This is a genomic window from Paenibacillus sp. FSL M7-0134 (assembly GCF_038007865.1).
Lineage (GTDB): Bacteria > Bacillota > Bacilli > Paenibacillales > Paenibacillaceae > Paenibacillus > Paenibacillus polymyxa_B.
Map to the genome: position 1 here is coordinate 2421370 of NZ_JBBOXV010000002.1, position 21520 is coordinate 2442889.

The window sequence follows — 21520 nt, forward strand, 5'->3', positions numbered from 1 at the left end:
GGGAAGAATAATGGCACTGCTAGAACTTTCTGGCGTCACTCACACGTATGATTCTGCGAACAACTCTTGGTGGAAATCGAAACAGAAGTTGCAGGGAGCTGTCGTGAAGGATATCTCCATGACGCTGGAGGCAGGACAATGCATCGGTTTGTTGGGGGGGAGCGGTGCAGGCAAGAGTACACTCGGCAAAATCATGCTTGGCTTGCAGCGCCCTCAACGGGGCTCAGTACTTGTTGATGGTAAGGATATGTATGCTTGCGACAATCGAACGAAGAAACAGTTACGGAAGCATGTACAGGCCGTATTTCAGGATTGTTATTCTTCGGTAAATCTCAAGATGACGGCAGCACAAATCATCGGGGAGCCCCTGGACAATTTCGAGCGACTAACGAATGGGGAAAAGGATTACCGCATCGGCGAAGCTTTGGACATCGTCGGACTACCTGCAAGTGCCATGAACAAGCTGCCAAGACAATTAAGCGGTGGACAACTACAGCGCATTAACATTGCACGCGCCATGATCTCCAGACCCAGCTTTATCGTGCTCGATGAAGCTGTCAGCAGCTTGGATATTGCCAACCAGGTACATATTATCGATGTTTTACGCGATTTAAAGAAACAACGGGATATGTCCTACGTATTCATCACGCACAACCTGAAGGCTGCTTTTGCACTATGTGACCGATGGACTGTATTAGATCAGGGTAGCTTATGCGGTAGCTTCTCGACGATAGCCGAGATGAAGGTATCCAGGGAACCAGCAGTTAAGCAGTTGTTAGACGCCTCATTATCCGGACATCCGGAGTTGGGTACAATTCGGAAGGATAGGCCTTTCTATGTTGACGCAGGGCAGCGTAAAGGCGCCTGGGCATGAATCGAAGCAAAGATTTGCCATACGCTCGCAACGGTGCATTTTCCCCCGTGTTGCTACGCCTATATACCCTCACTTTTTTGTTTTATAGTGCTAACGCCTTCGTTCAGATGATATTGCCTCTCTATACGCAAAGCATTGGCTATGGAAACGACAAGATCGGTATGATCGTGGGGATGTATTTGCTAGTTAGCATGCTGCTGCGACCATGGGCGGGAATCGTCGTTGAACGATTCGGGATTGCCCGCATTCTGCGTTTTATTCTGGCGGGGCATCTGTTAGTTTTGCTATTGTTTGTATGGCAAGGCAACGTTTCTTACATTATTATCCGGGGTTTGCAAGGCGCTGTCGCCGCATTCTTTTCGTTGACCGTGCAAATGGCTGTTATGGACCTGTTGCCCGAGCGTGACCGTGCTCAGGGATTATCTCTATACTTGTTGTTTGGTTTGCTACCCTCGGTTATGATGCCTGCACTGGGATGGATCGCCTGGGAAAAAGCTGGACTGAACGGATTTTACGCAGGACTTTTGGTTTTGGGCGCATTGACGCTCATCTCGGGCTATGGAACAGGAAGAGCCACGCAGCACATCAAAGCGGCAAAGCGTCCCGCGGAGCAAACGACAACCAAGCATGAAATAGATAGAAGCGCACGATCCACGCTCTGGAACCGTCACTTCATGCTAAGCAGCCTCGTGATGATGAGCGCAACGATTGGGTTTGGCGCGGTAACGGCGTTTCTTGCCTTGTATGTGATACAGACCGGAATCGGCAATGCGGGGGTGTTTTTTGCTATTCAATCGGGCGTGATCGTGACAGCAAGATTTGCTTTCCGTAAGAATCTGCCTTCGGACGGGAACTGGCATTCCGTATATGTCGGCATGCTGTTGGTTTCGCTCACGATAGGTCTGGCACTTGTAGCTTTTGCCCCAGTAACAGGTAATGCATGGATGCTGTACGGGGGCGGTGCGATGATCGGCTATGGCATAGCTAATGTGTATCCTGTGCTTGCCGCTTACCTGAGCATCACACTCGGAAAAGAACGTCGAAAAGTATGGATGGGGTTATTTATCTCCATGTCCGATTTTGGAACCGTGATTGGTAGTCTCGTTCTAGGCCTGGTGGCAGACTCCGCCGGTTACAGAGCCATCTTCTGGATTTCTGCCAGCGTTTCTCTCTGCGTTGCCTTGTTTGTTGCCTTGAGTAGCCGCTGGATGAAGGCCCAGCCGTAAGATTAAGAGAACATACACTTACCTGTCAAGAATCGAGTTTAGCATTGGCATCGTTGAGAGATGGCAAGCTGCCAGTCATCGGTGTAAATTAGATATGGGGTAGGGCTTAAATCGTTCTTGGACGATTTAAGCCCTGTTTTGTTCGTCGGCAAATAAGTCTTGAACGTTCTTGAAGTGAATATCGCTAAGAACGCTCGATATTTTTTCTATGGATAAACGGTCCTGTTTTTGAACCCAGTAATGAATAATGCCTGTTATACCAGAGAGCAAATATTCAAGCGAAATCTCTAATCGTTCCAGGGTAGAATTTAGCTACTTTAGAGAAACTAACCATTCGTGAAGTGGAGAATTTTTTATCTTTTTTGGAGTATCAACTCGACAATACTAAGCTAACCATTAACCGTAAATTGTCCTCACTAAAATCCTTATTTGATTACTTACAGAATAAAGCTGAAATAAGTGACCTAGAGCCATATATCCAGCGCAATGTTATGGCCAAAATGGATTTAAATGTAGTTAAAGAAAGCCAAGAGACGATTGCCAATCGTATTGATGGGAAAATTCTCAGAGAAGACGATTTTGAGTCGTTTAGGTTATTTGTAGCCCATGATTACGGAAAGATTAATAAAGAGGATAAACATATTTTCAATTTCCATCAATTTAATCGTGAACGAGATACAGCCATTGTTTCCCTCATTTTAGGATCCGGTCTTAGGCTCTCTGAGGTTGCAGGCATTAACCTTGAAGATCTGGATATGAATAAAGCTTTAGTAAGTGTTATCCGTAAAGGTAATAAAGAACAATATGTGTATTTCAGCAAGCAAGCTTTACTGGATTTAGAAAATTATCTTCAGATCAGAGAATCCAGATATATTCCAGAAAGAAACGAAAGCTTTTTGTTTATAGCAGCTCCTGTTGGTCGCAAAGGAAAAAGCCGACGTTTAACGCAGAGATCCATTGAAAAACTGATTGAAAAATACACTATAGCTTTTGGAAAGCTGGCTTTAACCGTGCATTTTCTGAGACATTCATTTGCAATCCGTTATCACTTGGAGAACAATGATGTGCCTAGATTGAAAAACCAATTAGGACATTCCTCAATACAAACGACTATGATTTATACTCATTTAACTGATGAAGAAATGAGGAAAGCAGTTAATAATATGGATAAGTAATAAAGCTTAGTCATGTAATGACACAAAGCTTCTCTATAGCGACTTAGTACCAGCTGTCATTGAGTGAAATAGGGGATAAACTTGTTGTCAATGTACAATTCTTTAGCACGTAAGAATCAAAATGAATATCGCTTTTTATTTGTGCAATCCAATGGAAGTCAATTACAAGATACCACTAAACTTGTTGAAAAAGAAAATATCAAGCCCTCTATAGATTCAACTTATACGTTTGGGGACATTAACAAAGCGTTGATTAAAGTGTCGACGGGTCACTCCCAAGGCAAAGTTGTTGTGACCTTCTAAATAATAATCGAGTCCCGCTTCATCCGGCATTTTGGCCATTTGCAAAATAGCTGTAACCCGCTCAGCCGCTTCGATCCTTCGCTTGTGTGTTCCGCAATCAATTCGCCCAGCGAATAAATGTTTTCCATCCATATTTGACATTTTGGGCAGCCTTTCTTTTAGTTAATTAATAGAGCAGGAACAGCGGTACGAAAGGCAGGATACCGAGAATAATAATCGTCGTCGTTTCTAAGGCCGTCTTTTACCCGAATATGAGTCATGCTACAGAAACATGGCTGCCAATAATCCTTGTATAATCCATATTGTAATTGTCATTTTTTCTCCTTATTTATTAAAAACAATCGGCATTTTTTTGTATATAGGCCGATTTACAAACAAAATCGTACAAGCATTTCGCAACGTTTTCCCGAGATACATTCATGCCTGACTTCGTATCACCGAACGAAATTCCATAGCTCTTGCCGTCTTGTTTGATATTCGGATTGATAATGCGTACGACAGTCCATTCTATGTTTGATTTGTGAACGGTCTTCTTTTGCTTTCACGGTAGGCCTCCCCAGTGTGACAAAACGTTTTTTATTTAAAGCCTGCATGGTTTGAATGATGGTTTCATGAGCCCGGGGATCGACAAATCCTTCACTTTTCTGGATTTATCCTGCGCCGGTCCAAGCGCGCTGATCACGGCGTCTGAATTTGTAAACGCATCTTTCATTTTGCGGTGGTCATCCAGGCTACCGACAACCACTTGTAAATTCGGGTGATTTTCAGGCAGAGCATCCGCTCTTCTTACATAAGCCACTACCTGGTCGCCGTGTGTTAAAGCTTCTTTTACGACCAACTTTCCTATAGCGCCGCTGGCGCCAAAAATTGTAATTATCATAACGTAGCCTCGTCTTTCATACATCTATTATTTCTACAACACTTGTTGTATAGTTATATTGTAAGTACTGGTAGCTACTGTTCAACCGATAAAATTACGTTTTTATCGGATATACGACATATGCAGTGAAATGTCTAAAAAGTGGAGGTGAGATGAGATGACGGAAAACAGGCTCGATCCACGTTTTGTACGTACACGCAGATTAATTATGGATGCATTTCTTCTCCTCTCAACGAAAAAGGATTTTAAGAATATCAGTATTAAAGACATTACATCAGAAGCAACGATCAACCGTGCCACCTTTTACTATCATTTTATGGATAAATACGATCTGCTCGAAAAAACACTGGAAGAACATCTAATGACGAACGTAATGAGAGAAATTTCAATACATGACCAGCTCAATGAAACGACGCTTGCCAGTGTATTTATGTCGGTTACTCAATTTCAATCTTCGCTGGCTTCCCAATGTCGAAAAAGCTTCGAATCATTTACTTCTGTAATAGAAGCGATAATTAAGAAAGAACTTGAGCAAGTATTTTTCGAGATGATGATGAATCAGAATGCAGGAGTCCGTGAGGAATCCGTTCGAATTGCATCTGTAATGTTAAGCTGGAGCATTTACGGGGCGGCCGTTAACTGGCAATATAACGATACAAGGCCAGCTGAAGAATATATCCAATTGGTGATACCTTATCTTTCTCAAGGGCTGAAATTTTTTATTGAGGAAGGTGTCGTTAGTTGTTCAATCAGACAAAGTAACGCTCTCTCTAAGAGAGATCTTCTTATGCCGAACAGTCTTTATTAAAGGGGAACTTAATCTAGGGACATATAGTCAACAAACAGGTCATTATGCTAACTGGGTACGTTAGTTAATAAAGCAGCGGCAGTCTAGTAGTCTTGTTCTACAACAGTGCAACAGGGGTTCCGTTCATCACGACCTACACGCGGCTAGAGGTGATCCACTGGCAGATTTGTATGAGTAAATAGCCGCCGAAGAAAAGGCCCAAGCTACATACCAGTGGCTGATTGACAAGACGGATGATGTGGATCTGTAAGACAGCCTCAAGTTTCTGCGGGAGCGGGAGATTGTGCATGCGCTGCGGTTTAAGGAGTCGGTGCAGATTATTATTGAATATACGGGAAAGAAAAAGGTATATATTCTTTAGCAGAACGAATTGAGAATATTTAAAGCTTATTATCAGTTCCAATTCAGTTTAAATAACCAATAATAACTAAACAGAGAAAAGGTGTGTTCATATGAGTACAGCAAATCGCGGAATCCACATTGGTCCTCCCCGTTTTAAAATAGCCGTTCATTCTGTCGTATGGCTAGCAAAAAGTAACAGCGTTTTATCTAGTGCAATGATTGCGAGTCAAGTTAAATCGCATGCTACATTCATGAGAAGAGTCATGCAGTCTTTAACCATTGCAGGTATCGTGGAGTCAAAAGGTGGACGTGAGGGGGGCTACATTTTACGAAAAGCTCCCAGTCTAATTACTTTAGGTGATATTTATTATGCAGTAAATACGGATATATCAGAATCTGATTTTGATATCGATTGTGGAGATGCCGCTAAACAGCTTGATCTTGAATTGGAAAAAATTCTGTATGAAACTGAACAGCACACTATAAAATATTTGAGTCAGTTTACAATCGATGATGTCGCTAACCGTATAGATTTACTTTAATTAGTAAAAGTTGAGAAAGACTAAGCCGAAATTTATAATGTGCTGATTCAAAGGATGTCGCCATATTGGCGACTTTTTATTTTACACTGATCGCTCTTCCCCCAATTGCGCATACTTGTAACTATTGTATATAGAGAACAGCACTGGTATGGTAATACCGGTTAAAGTATTAAAGGATACTACCAGAATAGACCCGTTCCCAATATCTTTTAGATAGTCATATAAATTTTGATGGTAAGTTCAATCAATAGACGAAAGTAAGTTATTTAAAACCCTAGTTGTAAGAAAAATGTTTAAAAGTATACCTTCTCATCGATCACGGTTAGTCATCTATAGATGTATTCAGATGATAGATATATATGGTTACGAATACTGTGAAAGGGCTCCCCCTCAAAACGCCATTGCTCCTACTGACCAAACAATCAGGTGTCACTCCTGTACTACAACGTTATAAAGCATATTATGTAACCTAACATTCGTACAGAAATAGAACTTGAGATTAAGGAATAAATGAATTATAATGTGCTCATCGCAGTTGCATTTAAAAGTTTTAAATGTGCTTAAAAAAGGCACAATATGAAATGAACTGAGATAAATATCTTACTATAAGGGAGAAATTACTATGTCCAATGTACTTTTTATTAAAGCGAATGATCGTCCAGCAGATCAAGCAGTAAGTGTTCAGATGTATGAGACTTTTCTCAAGACTTATAAAGATACCCATTCGTCTGATGTAATTACTGAACTTGATTTGTTCGTAGAGAACCTTCCTACTTATGGGAATACTGTGATCACAGGCATCTATAAATTAAGTCAAGGTTATGAACTTACGGCAGAAGAGTTGGAAGTCACAACAACGTCCAATCGTTATCTGGATCAATTCCTTGCCGCAGATAAAGTAGTCATTGCCTTTCCACTCTGGAATACCATGGCACCTGCACCGTTGGTCAACTACATCGCTCATATCTCCCAGGTTGGCAAAACATTTAAATTTACTGCTGAAGGTCCTGTTGGTCTTGCCGGTGATAAAAAAATCGCATTGCTAAGCGCACGTGGAGGAATGTACTCGATAGAGCCGATGGCATCCTTCGAATCAGCGGTTAAACCAGTGAAGATGAATCTTGGCCTTTTCGGAATTCAAACTACCGATGTTATTATTGAAGGACATAATCAGTACAAGGATCGTGCAGAAGTGATTGTAAAAGAAGGACTTCAAGAAGTGGCCAAAGTAGCATCAACGTTCTAAGACACTTTCCAGGAAGGCTTTACCTGTTTGGCACCAGCGGCTCTATTGGGCAAATGTTGATACGGCAAGCACTTGAGAAATGTGCTCTTGTAAGGCCTATATACGCAAATCTGCAAGCCTATTCTAGAAGATAAGAAATATAATTTTGCAAACACTATTTAAACGTAAAGGCAGCCGATTGTCGGCTGCCTTTACAAATTTAACGTGATCTCTTCGATAAATTGGCAAATGGGACTAAAGAAACGGTGGGCACGTAACTTTTAATAACGCTATTCGTGTCTTTCGGAGGAAATTTAGGATTAACCACTAAAACAAGAAGGATAGAGATGAATATGAACAGATGTAGAGGACAAGGACGTATATCTAATGGAATCCACACTGGCGCTTCAGCCCGGCAGGGAAGATAAAAAGCTTTTATAAAGGCCGTGGGCATTTGTAGTCATAAAAAGGGCAAGCTCGAGGAGCAAATCATTTTTCTGACGGATGTACTGGAGAGAACGCTTGAGCAAGCGTAGGCATATTTCCGGAACAAAAATTGATACAGATTTTAACCGTTCTCTCTAATGATAATTTTCATCACAAGCCTTGTTTTTTTAGATCCGCATACAACTGACAATAGAGCTTCATTAAAGCGAAGACATTCTTTAGGAAGCATGAAAACAGTCAGCAAAAAAAGCGTTTCAAACATAATTGAAACGTTTCCATCTTAGTGTTATTATAATTTTCATAAAGAGAGATAGGGGGAGGGAGATGCCAAGTATTAAAGATGTAGCTAACATAGCTGGCGTAGCTGTGGGAACGGTGTCCCGCGTTATTAACAACTCGGGCTCTGTAAAACCAGAAACACGCAGGAAAGTGGAGAAAGCTATACAAGAACTGAATTATTTTCCTAATGAAGTCGCTCGAAATTTCAAGATGAGGAAATCCAAGATGGTAGCCTTGCTGCTTCCAAGTATCTGGCATCCTTTTTTTTCTGAACTGGCTTATTACATTGAGGATGAGTTGGATAGGGAAGGCTTTAAGCTCATGTTATGTAATAGCGGCGGCAAGCCCGAAAAGGAACTATATTATCTGGATATGCTACGGCAAAACAAAGTGGCTGGTATTGTCGGCATTACTTACAATGATATAGAGAATAGCGTAAGCAATGACATTCCGATTGTAAGTATTGATAGGCACTTCAACAAAAAAATTACCTGTGTGACCTCCGATAATTATGAGGGAGGGCGTCTGGCTTTGAGGGAGCTTGTTAAAGCGGGAGCCCAGAAACCGGCTTTTATGGGAAGCGTTACTTCCGTTTTCAGTGAAACCATGAATCGGAGAAAAGGTTTCATTCATGAAGCGCAAACATTGGGAGTCGATTATGTAATCTACGAGAAGCCCGACCCTATAGTGGACGACGATGCCTATTTTAACGAGTTCCTAAATGAGCACCGCGATGTGGACGGCATTTTTGCTATTACCGATATGTTAGCCGCCAGCTATATAGAAAGAGCACGCAGGGAGGGCATTCGCGTTCCAGAGGATGTAAAGGTTATCGGCTACGACGGGATTCAGGATCATCCTTATTTTCATCCGATATTGTCTACAATCAGGCAGCCAGTGGAGGAGATGGCACGTATGACAATCAGATTGCTTTATAAGAAAATCGAAGGTGAAACTTTAGATCAGCAAGTGTATCGTCTCCCCGTTGTCTTCAAGCAAGGCGAAACTACATGATTTTATTGAAAAATATTAGCCTCATTCTTTCGATTCATAGTGTGGATCTACTAACTGACGTTTTTCTTACAGCAAATTGGAAACGTTTCAAAAGTGAAAACATCCTAGTTCAAGAAAGGGGTGTAATGGTGAATTCAAGAACTAGCGAGTCGGATCAAGCTTTCCTGAGACGTTGCCTGTCTTGCTGCATCGCCACTATCTTTAACCATTCAAACTTCAAACTTTTTTCTTTTGGCAGAAGAAAGATATCTTAGTTCTTCCCGATATTTCGCCACGGTTCTGCGTGATAAATGCAAACCTTCCTTTCCCAGCAGGGTAGTAATAGCCTGATCCGATAACGGTTTTTGCTTGTCCTCATCATCTATCAAATTTTTGATACGCTTTTTTGCACTCTCCGATGAAGCAGCATCTCCGTCCGCTGACGTCAAGGAGGAAGTAAAGAAGAATTTGAGTTCGAACAATCCGCGAGGCGTCTGTATAAATTTATTACTGACCGCCCTGCTGACCGTGGATTCGTGTAAGCCCGTCTTTTCGGCAATCTCCTTTTGGGTGATTGGTTTGAGGAAATACACGCCATGCTCAAAAAAATCCTGTTGCTTTTCCACAATGGCCTTGGCAACCCGTAGAAGGGTCAGCCGACGTTGCTTCAGGCTATTGATCAGCCATTTTGCCGTATTCATCTTCTCATGGATAAAAAGTTTGGTTTCACTATTCGGTAGATCCCGCATCATTTGCTGGTAAAAAGGGTTGATCTCAACCCGCGGCGCACTAATGTCATTAATCAGGACAAGATATTCGCCGTTGGCTTTTTCGACCGTGATATCTGCTATGATGTATTGCTGCTCTTTATGAGCAAATGCTGCGCCCGGGCATGGATTTAGCTTGCGAATTCGATCGGCCATCTGTATAACCTCTCGCCTACCGATTTCAAGAGCATCCGCAATTTTTTGTATCCGATTGTTTGCCAGATCAGCCAGATGGTTGCTTACCATTCTGACTATGCATTCATCATCCATGCCAGCAAGCTGGAGCTGGAGAAGAAGACACTCTTCCAAGCTGTAAGAGGCGATCCCCGGTGGATCAAAACTCTGTATCACCAAGAGCATATCCTCAATTTCGGCTATGGAAACGTCCACTAGTGAGGCGACTGTTGGAACATCAAGTTCTAAATATCCCATTTCGTTCAAATTGCCAATGAGGTACCGTGCCACCATACGCTGTGAATTTGTAAGCCCACATACCAGTCCAAGCTGCCTGTTCAGGTGTTCAAACAGGGTATCATTCGGATTGGGGACAAAGTCCAGAAATGTAACGGGGGTTGCTCGCTGGACCGATGGATATTTTTCTCCGCCACGATAATGTTCAATCAGCTCTCCTTGATCTTTCTGTGAAAACTGCTCTGCTTCTTCTTTGATACCGCCAATGGACATATTAAACTCCGGCAAATCAATGACTGGATTATTGTTCGCCTGTTCATGCAGAAAGGATATTAAATCAGCCGAAGAATATTGCAAGATCGTGATTGCTTGTCGCAATTCGGGCGTCATAACCAGCTTGAATCCTTGTTCCTGTTGTAATCCATATCGTATCATTGACTTATTCAAACTCCTTTTCCATACATTTCCGGAACAAATTCACAGTCAGTCATTTATGAAAGATCTACTTCTCTATGCCTATGCAATTCTCCTGCCTAGATGTTAACGTTACCGAGTAATTTTATCTGATAGAAACGATTCAAAACAAGCCAAAGCTTGTCGTAATAAGTAACAGTTATTATGTGTGTTGTATTTTTGGTTATATACACTATCTTTCTTGTATACTCATTCATTGAATAACAAAATACACTGGAGCTGGAGGAATCATTTATGGAAACTTATAAAATTGTCTGCATTGATATTGACGGGACGCTGCTTAACTCGGCGCATCAAATCACGGAAGCAACCAAAGAAACCATTCTCCAGGTTATAAATGATAAGCAGATTCCAGTGGTTCTTGTCTCTGCGCGAATGCCAAAAGCAATTATTCCATTGCAGAAGCATCTTGGTATTTCGGAGCCTCTCATATGCTACAGTGGGGCACTTGTTATAGATAAACACGGGAACAAGCTGAACACCCGTTATATAGATAAGCAAATGACACAGCGTTTGCTTGACAGCCTGGCTGCCTATGATCTTCACGTAAGCCTGTATAAGGATGATGAGTGGTATATTGAGCAATTGGATGCATGGGCGCTTCAAGAACGTGACATCACCAATATCGAGCCTCGCATTTATAGTTTTTCTAAGCTTACCAATGGTTGGAGGGAAGAGACTGATGGAACCAGTAAAATTTTGTGCATGGGTGATCCCGAAGAGATCAGACGCGTCCTTCAAGTATTGCGACCCGTATACGGCGAGGAAGTAAATCTCTACTTATCCAAGCCTACTTATCTGGAAATCATGTCAAAAAAGGCTTCCAAAACCGCAGCCATTCAAATTCTGCTAAAAGAGTACCAACTGAAACAAAGCGATTGTCTGGCTATTGGTGACAACTACAATGATATCGACATGCTGGCCTTTGCGGAACTTGGCATTGCCATGGAAAATGCTCCCTTTGAGGTCAAAGCTGCTGCCAACACCGTTACTCTCTCGAATGACGAGGATGGAGTTGCTCATGCGCTGAAAAACCATATTCTGTTCCCTAAATAAGCAGGTTGAAATCAATTTCCAATGACTGATTCAGGCTGGAGGAATACAGGTGAAAAGAATAGATAAGATTTTAGAGTATATTGCCGAGAGCACCAAGAAAATTTCCAAAGAGGCTTTATTTGCGGGGGAAGGGATTACGGCTGCGGAAATTGCTGATGATCAAAAGATGTTGAGAAACAATGTGAGCAAAGAGTTGAATAATCTGCTGCGTGACGATCTAATCCTTAAAATCAAAGGAAGACCGGTCAGATTTTTGCACAAGCAGATTATCGAGGACACCTTTCGGGTTCGGCTGAAAGAGAAACAAATTGAGGTCAAAAGCATCAAAGAGGTATTGCTGCCTGACGAACAGGTCGATCCGTTCCATGCCTTGATCGGTTTCAGGGGCAGCATGCGTAACCAGGTTGAGCAGGGGAAGGCAGCGATTCTGTATCCTCCTAGAGGTCTGCATACCCTGATAGTCGGGCAGACGGGTGTTGGAAAAACTATGTTTGCCAGGTTGATGTACCATTATGGCAAGTATATGAAGCGGTTTTCAGAGCATGCGCCATTTATCGTTTTTAACTGCGCTGATTATTTCAATAACCCCCACTTGCTACTTTCCCACATCTTTGGTCACGTTAAAGGGGCGTTTACAGGCGCTGATCATGAAAAGGCAGGGCTGGTGGAGAAAGCTGACGGAGGCATCCTGTTTTTGGATGAGATTCACCGTTTACCCCCGGAAGGCCAGGAAATGATTTTCTATTTCATGGATACTCACACCTATAACAAATTGGGCGAAACGGATCGAAAAAGAGATGCGAGTGTGTTATTGATTGGAGCTACGACGGAGGATCCCGGATCATCCATGCTAAAAACCTTCATTAGGCGCATACCCATCACAATCAATATCCCTTCCCTTCAGGAACGTGCTATTGAGGAGCAAATGCTGATTTTGAAGCATTTGTTTGCTAACGAGGCCAATAGGGTAAACAAGCCGATTAGGATTGAACCAGAGGTAGTAAGAGCACTGATCGGCAGCGTCACCTACGGCAATATCGGCCAGTTAAAGTCGAACATCCAACTGGTATGCGCTAAAGGTTTTTTAAACAGCATACATGAAAACAAAGAAGAAATAGGACTTGATTTTAAAAACCTGCCGGGAAATATCCGAGATGGTTTGTTTAATATTGATAAAACGCAATATAAGATGAAGGAAATCGGATGTATTTCCTCGTGCCTATACATTACTCCTGAAGGAAGAAAAGCTTTGGATGAAGAGGTTGTTTCCGAGCTGCCGTTTAACCTTTACAAACTAATTGAAGACAAGATTAGCATGTTGAAGGAAGAAGGGCTAGACGACGCCTACATCCACAGATTTATTGCTACGGATGTCAATATCCATATTAAAAGCTTTTATAACCGTTTTTATAACACCAAGGGGAGCAGGGAACGAATTCTGAAAATTGTGGACAAAGACATCCTTGAATTCTCCGAGCAGATTAAGGAAATGGCCAAAAAGGAACTAAACCGAATTTACAGCGAGAGATTCGTGTATGCTTTCAGTCTTCATTTAAGCGCCTTTTTCAAGCGCACCAGAGAGAAAAAATACGGTGATGCACGAATCTATGAACCGATGAATGAACATGATGAAGAGTACAGACTGGCCCAGACTATCAAAAGTTTGATCGAGTCTAAGTTTGGTGTACATGTACCGGAGGCCGAAATAACTTATATGGCGATTCTTCTGAAATCTGTTGAGGAAGAACGACAGGGTAGTGTGGGAATTATTGTGGCAGCACACGGTACCAGTACAGCGAGCAGCATCGTCGGCGTCGTAGACAGCTTGCTGGGCAGTTCTAATCTTTGTGCTGTTGATATGCCTCTCGATGTCAGTCCTAGGGAAATTTTGGAGCTTATTATCGATAAAGTAAAGAGCATTGACCGTGGTAGAGGCGTGTTGCTGCTGGTTGATATGGGCTCTTTGCTCAATCTTGAAGAAACTATTATGGAACGTGTTGGAATCAATGTAAAGACTATTGATATGGTTTCAACTCCGCTCACGCTGGAGGCTGTCCGAAAGGCCAGTGTTTTTGACATGGGGATAGAGGAAATATACCAATCGCTAAAGGATTTCAGGGGATATAACAATAGCAGCGCCGCAGTGAAAGTAGTTCATAAGGCAATTGTGACGGTTTGCTCCTCCGGCAAAGGTGCAGCGGTCAAATTGAAAGAGTTTGTAGAGAAAATTGTCTGCGATTTGACGGATGAGGAAATACTTGTTGTCCCGGCAAACGTAAGGGAGTTGGATAAAGTGGTCCAGGATATGCGGTCTAAGCGAACAATTCTTGCTGTGATTGGAGTAAAACGGCCAAGCGAGCCGGAAATCCCGTTTATTCCTTTGGAAAAGCTGATTGAAGCAAGCGGTGAGCAGACATTGAGAGAGCTACTGCTGAATAACAAACAGATCCCTGCTGTGGATCAAAGTGTAGTCGTCAGGGAGTTATGCGAGGAAAGTCTGAAAGAATTTATGACTTATTTGAATCCCCACAAAATTCTGGGAATGGTGATGAGATTTGTGCAAGAGCTGGAACTTGGATTAGAAGTCAAATTTGATTATGCAACAAAAGTCCAAATTTCTACTCACACAGCTTATGCGCTGGAACGTATGGTTATTCGCGATGGACTTGTTTATCAGGGGGAAGTGAAACAGCTCGACCAGCACATATTCGAGGTGGTAAACCGTTCATGCAGCATATTTGTTTCTGGTATGAATCTTACTCTTTCTGATGACGAAAAATATTATATTTGCGAAATGTTGAGCGAAGTATATAACTTTATTCCACAGTAATGGCCAAAGAGTATAAAACGCTTTCATATGTGTATGAAAGCAGTGGAGATTGATAAATAATGATCTGTTCAGACTGGAAAAAACCTCCGACGCAACGGGGGTTTTTTTGTTGTTTACAAAATTCCCTCTGATCTATACAGAAGTTTGGCACAGAACTTGCATCATAGATATATGTGGAGAGAAACAAAGGGGGTGAGACAGATGATCGGTGTAATTGTTGGGACACACGGGAAATTTTCTGAAGAAATACTGAGGTCAACAGAAATGGTTTTCGGCCAATTGGATAATGTGGCAGGTGTTACGTTTGAACCAGGTGAAAGTGTCAGCGGACTTGTAGAGAAATATAAGGCTGCGTTGGCATCGCTGGATTGGACGGACGGTGTTATCTTCCTTGTTGATCTATTCGGCGGCAGTCCTTATAATGCTGCCAGCCGAATTGCAGTTAACCATGAAAAAATGGATATTGTGACAGGAGTAAACCTGCCAATGATCGTTGACCTTCTTGCAAACAGAGGGATTGAACAAGTAGAGAATTTGGTAAATCTAGCGATACATGCGGGGCACGATTCCATGATGTCTTTTCGTGCCATTCGAAACAGTCAATTAGAGGAGGAATTATAGAATGGAAATTGCATTAGTTCGTATTGATGACCGTCTGATTCACGGTCAGGTGGCGACCGTTTGGGTGAAAGAAGCGAAGTGCAACAAGATCATCGCGGTTAGCGATGAAGTCGCAGCGGATACATTACGCAAAACCTTATTGCTTCAGGTGTCGCCGCCTGGAATTAAGGCGTATGTCGTAACGATTAACAAAGCGATAGAGGCTTATAATAACCCCAAATACAGTGATTTTAAAACATTGTTCCTCTTTACCAACCCTACGGATGTACTGCGGGTTGTAGAAGGGGGAGTACCCATCCGCTCGGTGAATGTTGGAGGAATGTGTTTTAAGGAAGGAAAGACACAGATTACCGGGGCGGTATCCGTAAACCAACAGGATGTAGATGCATTTCGTAAGCTGCATGAAAGAGGCATTGAGCTGGAAATCAGAAAAGTAGCCAGTGATCCGAAAATCAACTTGATTACCAAACTGCAGGATTTGTGATCGTAAATACCAGGCGGCAACTAGAGAGGAGTTATAGAAATGACTGTTTTTCAAATTGTGATGGTAACACTGGTAGCGGCCATATGTGGCATGGGTAGCGTTCTAGATGAAGGGCAAACCCATCGTCCTCTGATTGCGTGTACGTTGATTGGCCTTGTCCTTGGCGATCTCAAAACTGGCATTATACTTGGCGGTACTCTGGAATTAATGGCTTTGGGATGGATGAATGTAGGAGCATCCATGGCACCAGACGCTGCTCTAGCCAGTGTGGTTTCAACCATTTTGGTCATCGTCGGCCATCAATCGATCGGCGCCGGAATTGCCGTTGCGATTCCAATTGCAGCCGCCGGACAAGTGCTTACCATTTTTGTCAGGACGATTACTGTCTTCTTCCAGCATTTAGCTGATAAGTATGCGGAATCTGCAAATTTCAAAGGAATTGAGCTATGTCACTTTATTGCCTTACTTTTGCAAGGTCTGCGCGTTGCTTTGCCCGCTGTTTTGGTGGCAGTTGCCGCAGAAACGGGCCTGGTGACTGCTATGCTTAACGCAATTCCGGAGGTAATCACAAGAGGACTACAAATTGCGGGTGGCTTTATCGTAGTCGTAGGGTATGCGATGGTCATTAATATGATGGCAGCCAAATACCTGATGCCATTCTTCTTTCTGGGCTTTGTCATTGCAGCTTTTACCAGCATTAATCTGGTTGGTTTTGGGGTCATTGGCGCGGTTCTGGCTCTGCTTTACATCCAGCTGAGCCCAAAATACAACCAGCGTAATGAGAAGATGGAAGAAATTGAAGAGTTATAGTAACTACCTGAAGGGAGAGGAGAGCACTATGAAAGAAAAGAAGCTGACTAAAAGTGATTTAAATAAGATGTTTGTCCGTTCATGCTTCCTGTTAGGCTCGTTCAATTTTGAGCGAATGCAGTCGATCGGTTTCTGTGTCACCTTGATCCCTGCGATTAAGCGGCTGTACAGCAAGAAAGAAGATCAAAAAGAGGCATTGAAAAGACATCTGGAATTTTTCAACACTCAACCGTTTATCTCAGCGCCTATTATGGGTGTAACGGCTGCGATGGAAGAGCAGAAAGCAAGCGGCCAGCCGATTGACAATGCCACCATAAGTGGAGTCAAAGTCGGTTTAATGGGACCCCTTGCGGGAGTGGGTGACCCCATTTACTGGGGGACTTTACGCCCGGTTCTGGCTGCACTCGGAGCCTCAATCGCCTTATCCGGTAGCCTTGTCGGACCGGTTCTTTTCTTCCTTCTCTTTAACACCGCACGCTTGGCAACGAAATGGTACGGTCTGAAATACGGTTATCACAAAGGTACGGAGATTGTCTCCGATATGTCTGGAAACCGGTTGCAAAAACTCACGGAGTCAGCCTCCATACTGGGGCTTTTCGTTATGGGCGCACTTGTTTCCAAATGGACCACCCTGAATGTGCCGCTGGTGGTATCAAGATATGTGGGAACGGATGGAAAAGAGGTTATTACGACCGTTCAGATGATTTTGGATCAATTGATGCCCGGACTTTTACCACTATTATTGACCTTTTTATGTATGAGGCTACTGAAAAAGAAAGTGAACGCAATCGCTCTGATTTTTGCTTTATTCGCAGTAGGCATTATTGGGTACGCATTTGGGGTTTTGGCTTAAAACGTGCCGGTCAGGGAGTCATCCTTGGCCGGACTTTGTCGGATTTTTGTGACCAAAACAGCGTAAACATAAGAAATTGAGTTATAGAGATAAATGTAAACGCTTTATTTGTGATGTTAAGAATAACACTAGGTGTTCAAAATATTAAAAGAGGATGTGAAAGATGGTGAAGAGGAAGTTAAGTATGTTGCTTATTTGCTTTATGGTATTTAGTTTACCATTAACTCCCGCCTTTGCAGCGGATCTTGGTTATTACGATGAACCTTACCGTAATCAGATTCATTTTTCGCCTGAGGCTAACTGGATGAACGACCCGAATGGAATGGTTTATTATAAGGGTGAATATCATCTTTTTTACCAGTATCATCCTTATGGGACGAAATGGGGACCGATGCATTGGGGGCATGCGGTGAGCAAAGACCTTATTCATTGGAAACATTTACCGATTGCGTTGTATCCAGATGAAAACGGTCAGATTTTCTCGGGAAGTGCTGTGATCGATTGGAACAATACAGCAGGGTTCGGAAAAGAAGCGATGGTTGCGATCTTCACTCATTCCGGGGATAACGGCCAGGTTCAAAGTATTGCGTACAGCTTAGATAGAGGCAGAACCTGGACCAAGTATGAAGGAAATCCGGTAATGCCGGATCCCCCGATATCGGATTGGCGAGACCCTAAAGTATTCTGGCATGAAGACTCCAGACAATGGGTGATGTCTTTGGCCGCAGCGAATAAAGTAATGTTGTATACTTCCCCCAATTTAAAACAGTGGACCTATGCAAGCGAATTTGGTGAAGATAACGGAATACAGGCCAACAGTGTGGATACCACTTCGTACGCTATGTCTTCACAGGAAGGCGGTTCATTCACCTATGAGGGAGATATTACCCTTAATAAAAAGAATGGCAGGGAAGGCTCAGGAGGTCTGGTTTTTCGTGCTGACAAGAATGCGAAAAACGGTTATGTCGTCAGCCTGGATGCCAAAAATGATGTCGTTACTTTAAATAAGAATGTCGATGGATCGAATACAGAAATTGCTAGCAAGTCTTTAACCCTGGGAACCTCATCAACTTACAACGTGCAGGTAGACGTATATGGTCATGACATTCAGGTGTTTATAGATAATCAGTCTGTAATTAAAGAAACGGATACTGAATTTGATTATGGTTATTACGGTCTGACCGCCTGGAATTCAACAGCTTCCTTCCGAAATGTGAATTTCAAGAACACCTCTAACTATGCAACCAATCTATCTAATTGGACAGCTGTAACCGGCCGGTGGGAAGATACCATGGAGGGGAAAAGCGGTACATCTGCAGATGATGCTTTTATCATAAGTGGTAAGACTGGGGACAACTTTATATATAATGCGATTATAGATTTGTCAGAGGGAGGAGATGAAACAGGATCACTTGTTTTCCGGACGGATGCTGATGCGAAAAATGGATATATGGCGAGTATCGATGCTTTAAACGATAAAGTGAAAATTGTGAAAATGGAAGACGGGAATAAAACGGTTCTGGCTGAAACCACAGTAACGCTGGATACTTATCAAAGCCATGATTTAAAAGTGAGCACATTTGGAACAAATATAAAGATGTATCTGGACGGAAATCTCATTCATGATATCGATGATGCAACCTTCCTGTCCGGCCATTTTGGATTACATCTTTTGCACTCTTCTGCGATATTTCAGGATGTTCAACTGGGTAGAAATATCATGACCGATGAGAAAGAAATCATCAATCATGATTTTGAAACAGGCGATTTAACCGGATGGACGGTGACCCAGGGTGATACTTTTTCGAATGATCATGTATCCAGTGAAGCGACTTATTGGGGTGGACCCTTCGGACATGAGGGGAATTATCACTTGTGGGGATATTCCAAGCTTCACGAGGGAGATGAAGCAACGGGTGAACTGCATTCCTCCTATTTTAAATTAAGCGGATCCGGAGAAATCAATCTGTTACTAGGAGCAGGCGATGATGGCGACAATACCTATGTATCATTGGTCAGAGCAGCCGACGATCAAGAATTGATCCGCCAGGCCAATATAAAATTTAATGAAGAAAAATATTCAAAATACGTATGGGACGCGTCCAAATATATTGGTGAAGTATTATATATCAAGGTAGTAGACCATGCCAAAGATGGTTACGGTCATATAAATGTTGATGATGTTAATGTTTATAATGAAGGGACCATATCGGATAAAGTTGACCAGGTTGCAAAAGAGCCGGAGAAAACAGATATGAAACAAAGCGGTCTCCTCACAGATTGGTCCGCTGTTTCTGGACAGTGGATTCCTTCCACAAACGGCAGCATCGGAGGAGTATGGGAATGTCCTACGTTAGTCGAATTGCCGGTTGATGGCGATCCTTCAAAAAGAAAGTGGGTCCTACAGGTAAGTATAAATGATGGTGCTCCGGCAGGCGGATCGGGCATGCAGTATTTTGTAGGCAGCTTTGACGGTAAAACGTTTAAAAATGAAAATACTTCCGATAAAGTGTTATGGACTGACTATGGCGCTGATTTTTATGCTGCTGTGGATTGGAGTGGAGTAGAAGGGAAGAAGGGTGAGAAATATTGGCTCGGCTGGATGAGTAATTGGAAGTATGCCAACGATACACCCACCTCAACGTGGAGAAGTTCAACAACACTGCCGCGGAAGATGGAGCTCACTCAAACCACAAAGGGTCTACGTTTAAAACAAACCCCTATTTCGCTAAAAAGCATTCGTGACAGAGGGGATCGTATATCGTATACCAATAAAATGATATCGGGTAACAGCCATCTTCTTTCTAATTTATCAGAAGATACATTTGAACTGATCGCTTTGTTTGATGTATCGGATACTAAGGCAACAGAATTTGGCTTCAAGATCCGTGAAGGAGGTGAGCAATATACTACTGTCGGTTACGATGTCTACAACGAACAATTATTTGTAGACCGGACTCATTCAGGAGATTTCGATTACGGAAGTAGTGTAGTTGGCAAGCATGAGGGACCATTACAGGCAAAAAACGGCACGGTTAAATTGCAGGTAATTGTTGATAGATCAGCTGTAGAGGTGTTCGGTAATGATGGTACGACCGTGATTACCGATCAGATATTCGCGGATTCTGCAAGCAAAGGATTAAAAATTTATAGTAAGGGCGGAAATGTGAAGCTGAAATCTTTGGACCTATATCCTCTAAAGAGTGTATGGAAAGAAAAGAACTCTTCTTTTAAATCAAACTTATCAGGTTGGACCATCGTTAACGGGAACTGGGCGGACACCATTCATGGAAAACAGGGACAGAGTAAGGGAGATGCTTTCATAGTATCAAAAGTGACCGGCAGGAATTTTGTATATGAAGCCAATATAAACGTGCCAGATACAGATTCCCACCCCGGTAATTCTGAAAAAGATTTGATAGATAACTCCATTGGAGCAGGTTCATTGGTTTTTCGTTCTGACTTAACTGCAAAGAATTCGTATGCAGCAAATGTTGATATAAAAAATAATATTGTAAAATTAATTAAATTTGTTGATGGAACCGGATATGAAATTGCGACATATAACAATGATGGAAAACTGGATTTACAGCCAAATACAGATTATCATCTCAAAGTAGAAGCGCAAGGCGACATCACTAAGGTTTATTTGAACAATAAATTAGTTATCGACACAAAAGATCAAACTTATAAAGAAGGAAACTTTGGTCTCAATGTATGGGATACAACGGCTTTTTTTAATGAAGTTAAAGTGAAACTAAAACATAAAGATGAATGATTAAAGTTGGTTAAATAATGACATTTGTATCTCTATGAGTTTAGTTTGTGTCGCCGCGCAGCAGCGACACAAACTTTTTTTACATCGACACAAAGTTTCCAATCAAAACTACCCTTATAAAATCCAAGCTTAAGCAGGGAATTTACAGAAGCGGTTATGATTGAAGACGATACCTTCTATATATGGGTTGAAGAATACATAAGAAGACATTCGATATTTTTGATGAAATCCAAGTATGTAATGTTGGTATCGGAACTGGAGATTGAAGTGTTCCCTGAATATCCGTTTTTCATCAGCAAAATCAGAAAATAATCAGGCTAAGTGTAAATTGACTTAATGCAA

Annotated in this window: 17 protein-coding genes and 2 pseudogenes; 16 read left to right on the top strand and 3 right to left on the bottom strand. The window is 42.3% G+C overall.

The window, feature by feature from the left end; all coding sequences use genetic code 11:
- The first annotated feature begins 10 nt into the window (after window positions 1-10).
- The 4 genes and pseudogenes from NSQ58_RS26300 to NSQ58_RS26315 all read left to right on the top strand — a co-directional run bounded on the left by NSQ58_RS26300 (window position 11) and on the right by NSQ58_RS26315 (window position 3578).
- Window positions 11-874 (top strand): ATP-binding cassette domain-containing protein, encoded by an 864-nt coding sequence (locus NSQ58_RS26300; protein WP_341058509.1) that lies wholly within the window; start codon window positions 11-13, stop codon window positions 872-874.
- Window positions 871-2100: a staphylopine family metallophore export MFS transporter CntE gene (gene cntE, locus NSQ58_RS26305; RefSeq protein WP_264453758.1), complete on the top strand. Its 1230-nt coding sequence runs from the start codon at window positions 871-873 to the stop codon at window positions 2098-2100. Before NSQ58_RS26300 ends, cntE begins: the two co-directional genes overlap by 4 nt.
- A 308-nt stretch (window positions 2101-2408) precedes the next feature.
- Window positions 2409-3275: pseudogene (gene xerS, locus NSQ58_RS26310) on the top strand (tyrosine recombinase XerS); the annotation flags it as partial.
- A gap of 90 nt (window positions 3276-3365) precedes the next feature.
- On the top strand, window positions 3366-3578 hold the full coding sequence (locus NSQ58_RS26315) for a zinc-binding dehydrogenase (RefSeq protein WP_023988655.1): 213 nt from the start codon (window positions 3366-3368) through the stop codon (window positions 3576-3578).
- On the opposite strand, the gene NSQ58_RS26320 is transcribed toward NSQ58_RS26315, so the two are convergent.
- Window positions 3492-3719 (bottom strand): hypothetical protein, encoded by a 228-nt coding sequence (locus tag NSQ58_RS26320; RefSeq protein ID WP_341058580.1) that lies wholly within the window; start codon window positions 3717-3719, stop codon window positions 3492-3494. The genes NSQ58_RS26315 and NSQ58_RS26320 overlap by 87 nt on opposite strands.
- A 439-nt stretch (window positions 3720-4158) precedes the next feature.
- A complete protein-coding gene (locus tag NSQ58_RS26325; protein ID WP_179085403.1) occupies window positions 4159-4458 on the bottom strand; it encodes an NAD(P)-dependent oxidoreductase in 300 nt (99 codons plus the stop codon).
- Between the two features lie 157 nt (window positions 4459-4615).
- On the opposite strand from NSQ58_RS26325, the gene NSQ58_RS26330 reads away from it, so the two are divergent.
- From NSQ58_RS26330 to NSQ58_RS26350, 5 genes and pseudogenes are all read left to right on the top strand, one after another.
- Complete coding sequence (locus tag NSQ58_RS26330; protein ID WP_341058511.1) at window positions 4616-5266, top strand: TetR/AcrR family transcriptional regulator; 651 nt, start codon at window positions 4616-4618, stop codon at window positions 5264-5266.
- A 92-nt stretch (window positions 5267-5358) separates the two neighbouring features.
- Window positions 5359-5627, top strand: a pseudogene (locus tag NSQ58_RS26335) (manganese catalase family protein); the annotation flags it as partial.
- A 91-nt stretch (window positions 5628-5718) separates the two neighbouring features.
- Window positions 5719-6150: an RrF2 family transcriptional regulator gene (locus tag NSQ58_RS26340; RefSeq protein ID WP_023988659.1), complete on the top strand. Its 432-nt coding sequence runs from the start codon at window positions 5719-5721 to the stop codon at window positions 6148-6150.
- A 595-nt stretch (window positions 6151-6745) separates the two neighbouring features.
- Window positions 6746-7396 carry an FMN-dependent NADH-azoreductase gene (locus NSQ58_RS26345; protein WP_308457638.1) on the top strand — a complete coding sequence of 217 codons (651 nt, stop codon included), beginning with the start codon at window positions 6746-6748 and terminating at the stop codon, window positions 7394-7396.
- 750 nt (window positions 7397-8146) lie between these two features.
- Window positions 8147-9115, top strand: coding sequence for a LacI family DNA-binding transcriptional regulator (locus NSQ58_RS26350; protein ID WP_023988661.1), 969 nt, complete (start codon window positions 8147-8149; stop codon window positions 9113-9115).
- A gap of 209 nt (window positions 9116-9324) precedes the next feature.
- On the opposite strand, the gene rpoN is transcribed toward NSQ58_RS26350, so the two are convergent.
- Window positions 9325-10707: an RNA polymerase factor sigma-54 gene (gene rpoN, locus NSQ58_RS26355; protein WP_034095031.1), complete on the bottom strand. Its 1383-nt coding sequence runs from the start codon at window positions 10705-10707 to the stop codon at window positions 9325-9327.
- Between the two features lie 273 nt (window positions 10708-10980).
- Between rpoN and NSQ58_RS26360 the strand changes: the two genes are divergently transcribed.
- The 7 genes from NSQ58_RS26360 (at window position 10981) to NSQ58_RS26390 (ending at window position 21178) form a co-directional block, all read left to right on the top strand.
- On the top strand, window positions 10981-11802 hold the full coding sequence (locus NSQ58_RS26360; RefSeq protein WP_341058512.1) for a Cof-type HAD-IIB family hydrolase: 822 nt from the start codon (window positions 10981-10983) through the stop codon (window positions 11800-11802).
- A 49-nt stretch (window positions 11803-11851) separates the two neighbouring features.
- On the top strand, window positions 11852-14632 hold the full coding sequence (locus tag NSQ58_RS26365; RefSeq protein ID WP_254349222.1) for a sigma-54-dependent transcriptional regulator: 2781 nt from the start codon (window positions 11852-11854) through the stop codon (window positions 14630-14632).
- A 201-nt stretch (window positions 14633-14833) separates the two neighbouring features.
- Entirely contained in the window at window positions 14834-15253 is a 420-nt protein-coding gene (locus tag NSQ58_RS26370; protein ID WP_013309476.1) for a PTS sugar transporter subunit IIA, read from the top strand.
- A 1-nt stretch (window position 15254) separates the two neighbouring features.
- Window positions 15255-15737: a mannose/fructose/sorbose PTS transporter subunit IIB gene (locus tag NSQ58_RS26375; protein WP_023988665.1), complete on the top strand. Its 483-nt coding sequence runs from the start codon at window positions 15255-15257 to the stop codon at window positions 15735-15737.
- A gap of 39 nt (window positions 15738-15776) precedes the next feature.
- Window positions 15777-16547, top strand: a complete 771-nt coding sequence (locus tag NSQ58_RS26380) for a PTS mannose/fructose/sorbose transporter subunit IIC (RefSeq protein WP_023988666.1) — start codon at window positions 15777-15779, stop codon at window positions 16545-16547.
- Between the two features lie 28 nt (window positions 16548-16575).
- Entirely contained in the window at window positions 16576-17400 is an 825-nt protein-coding gene (gene manZ, locus NSQ58_RS26385; RefSeq protein WP_013309479.1) for a PTS mannose transporter subunit IID, read from the top strand.
- 163 nt (window positions 17401-17563) lie between these two features.
- Complete coding sequence (locus NSQ58_RS26390; RefSeq protein WP_445671683.1) at window positions 17564-21178, top strand: GH32 C-terminal domain-containing protein; 3615 nt, start codon at window positions 17564-17566, stop codon at window positions 21176-21178.
- The last annotated feature ends 342 nt before the right edge of the window (window positions 21179-21520 follow it).

Excerpts from the sequence above, each read along its gene's own strand:
- rpoN (WP_034095031.1), bottom strand. The coding sequence starts at position 10,707 with ATGATACGATATGGATTACAACAGGAACAAGGATTCAAGCTGGTTATG.
- NSQ58_RS26320 (WP_341058580.1), bottom strand. The coding sequence starts at position 3,719 with ATGTCAAATATGGATGGAAAACATTTATTCGCTGGGCGAATTGATTGC.
- NSQ58_RS26340 (WP_023988659.1), top strand. The coding sequence starts at position 5,719 with ATGAGTACAGCAAATCGCGGAATCCACATTGGTCCTCCCCGTTTTAAA.
- NSQ58_RS26360 (WP_341058512.1), top strand. The coding sequence starts at position 10,981 with ATGGAAACTTATAAAATTGTCTGCATTGATATTGACGGGACGCTGCTT.
- NSQ58_RS26380 (WP_023988666.1), top strand. The coding sequence starts at position 15,777 with ATGACTGTTTTTCAAATTGTGATGGTAACACTGGTAGCGGCCATATGT.
- NSQ58_RS26325 (WP_179085403.1), bottom strand. The coding sequence starts at position 4,458 with ATGATAATTACAATTTTTGGCGCCAGCGGCGCTATAGGAAAGTTGGTC.
- NSQ58_RS26370 (WP_013309476.1), top strand. The coding sequence starts at position 14,834 with ATGATCGGTGTAATTGTTGGGACACACGGGAAATTTTCTGAAGAAATA.
- NSQ58_RS26390 (WP_445671683.1), top strand. The coding sequence starts at position 17,564 with ATGGTGAAGAGGAAGTTAAGTATGTTGCTTATTTGCTTTATGGTATTT.
- NSQ58_RS26375 (WP_023988665.1), top strand. The coding sequence starts at position 15,255 with ATGGAAATTGCATTAGTTCGTATTGATGACCGTCTGATTCACGGTCAG.
- NSQ58_RS26330 (WP_341058511.1), top strand. The coding sequence starts at position 4,616 with ATGACGGAAAACAGGCTCGATCCACGTTTTGTACGTACACGCAGATTA.
- cntE (WP_264453758.1), top strand. The coding sequence starts at position 871 with ATGAATCGAAGCAAAGATTTGCCATACGCTCGCAACGGTGCATTTTCC.
- NSQ58_RS26315 (WP_023988655.1), top strand. The coding sequence starts at position 3,366 with ATGTACAATTCTTTAGCACGTAAGAATCAAAATGAATATCGCTTTTTA.
- manZ (WP_013309479.1), top strand. The coding sequence starts at position 16,576 with ATGAAAGAAAAGAAGCTGACTAAAAGTGATTTAAATAAGATGTTTGTC.
- NSQ58_RS26300 (WP_341058509.1), top strand. The coding sequence starts at position 11 with ATGGCACTGCTAGAACTTTCTGGCGTCACTCACACGTATGATTCTGCG.
- NSQ58_RS26350 (WP_023988661.1), top strand. The coding sequence starts at position 8,147 with ATGCCAAGTATTAAAGATGTAGCTAACATAGCTGGCGTAGCTGTGGGA.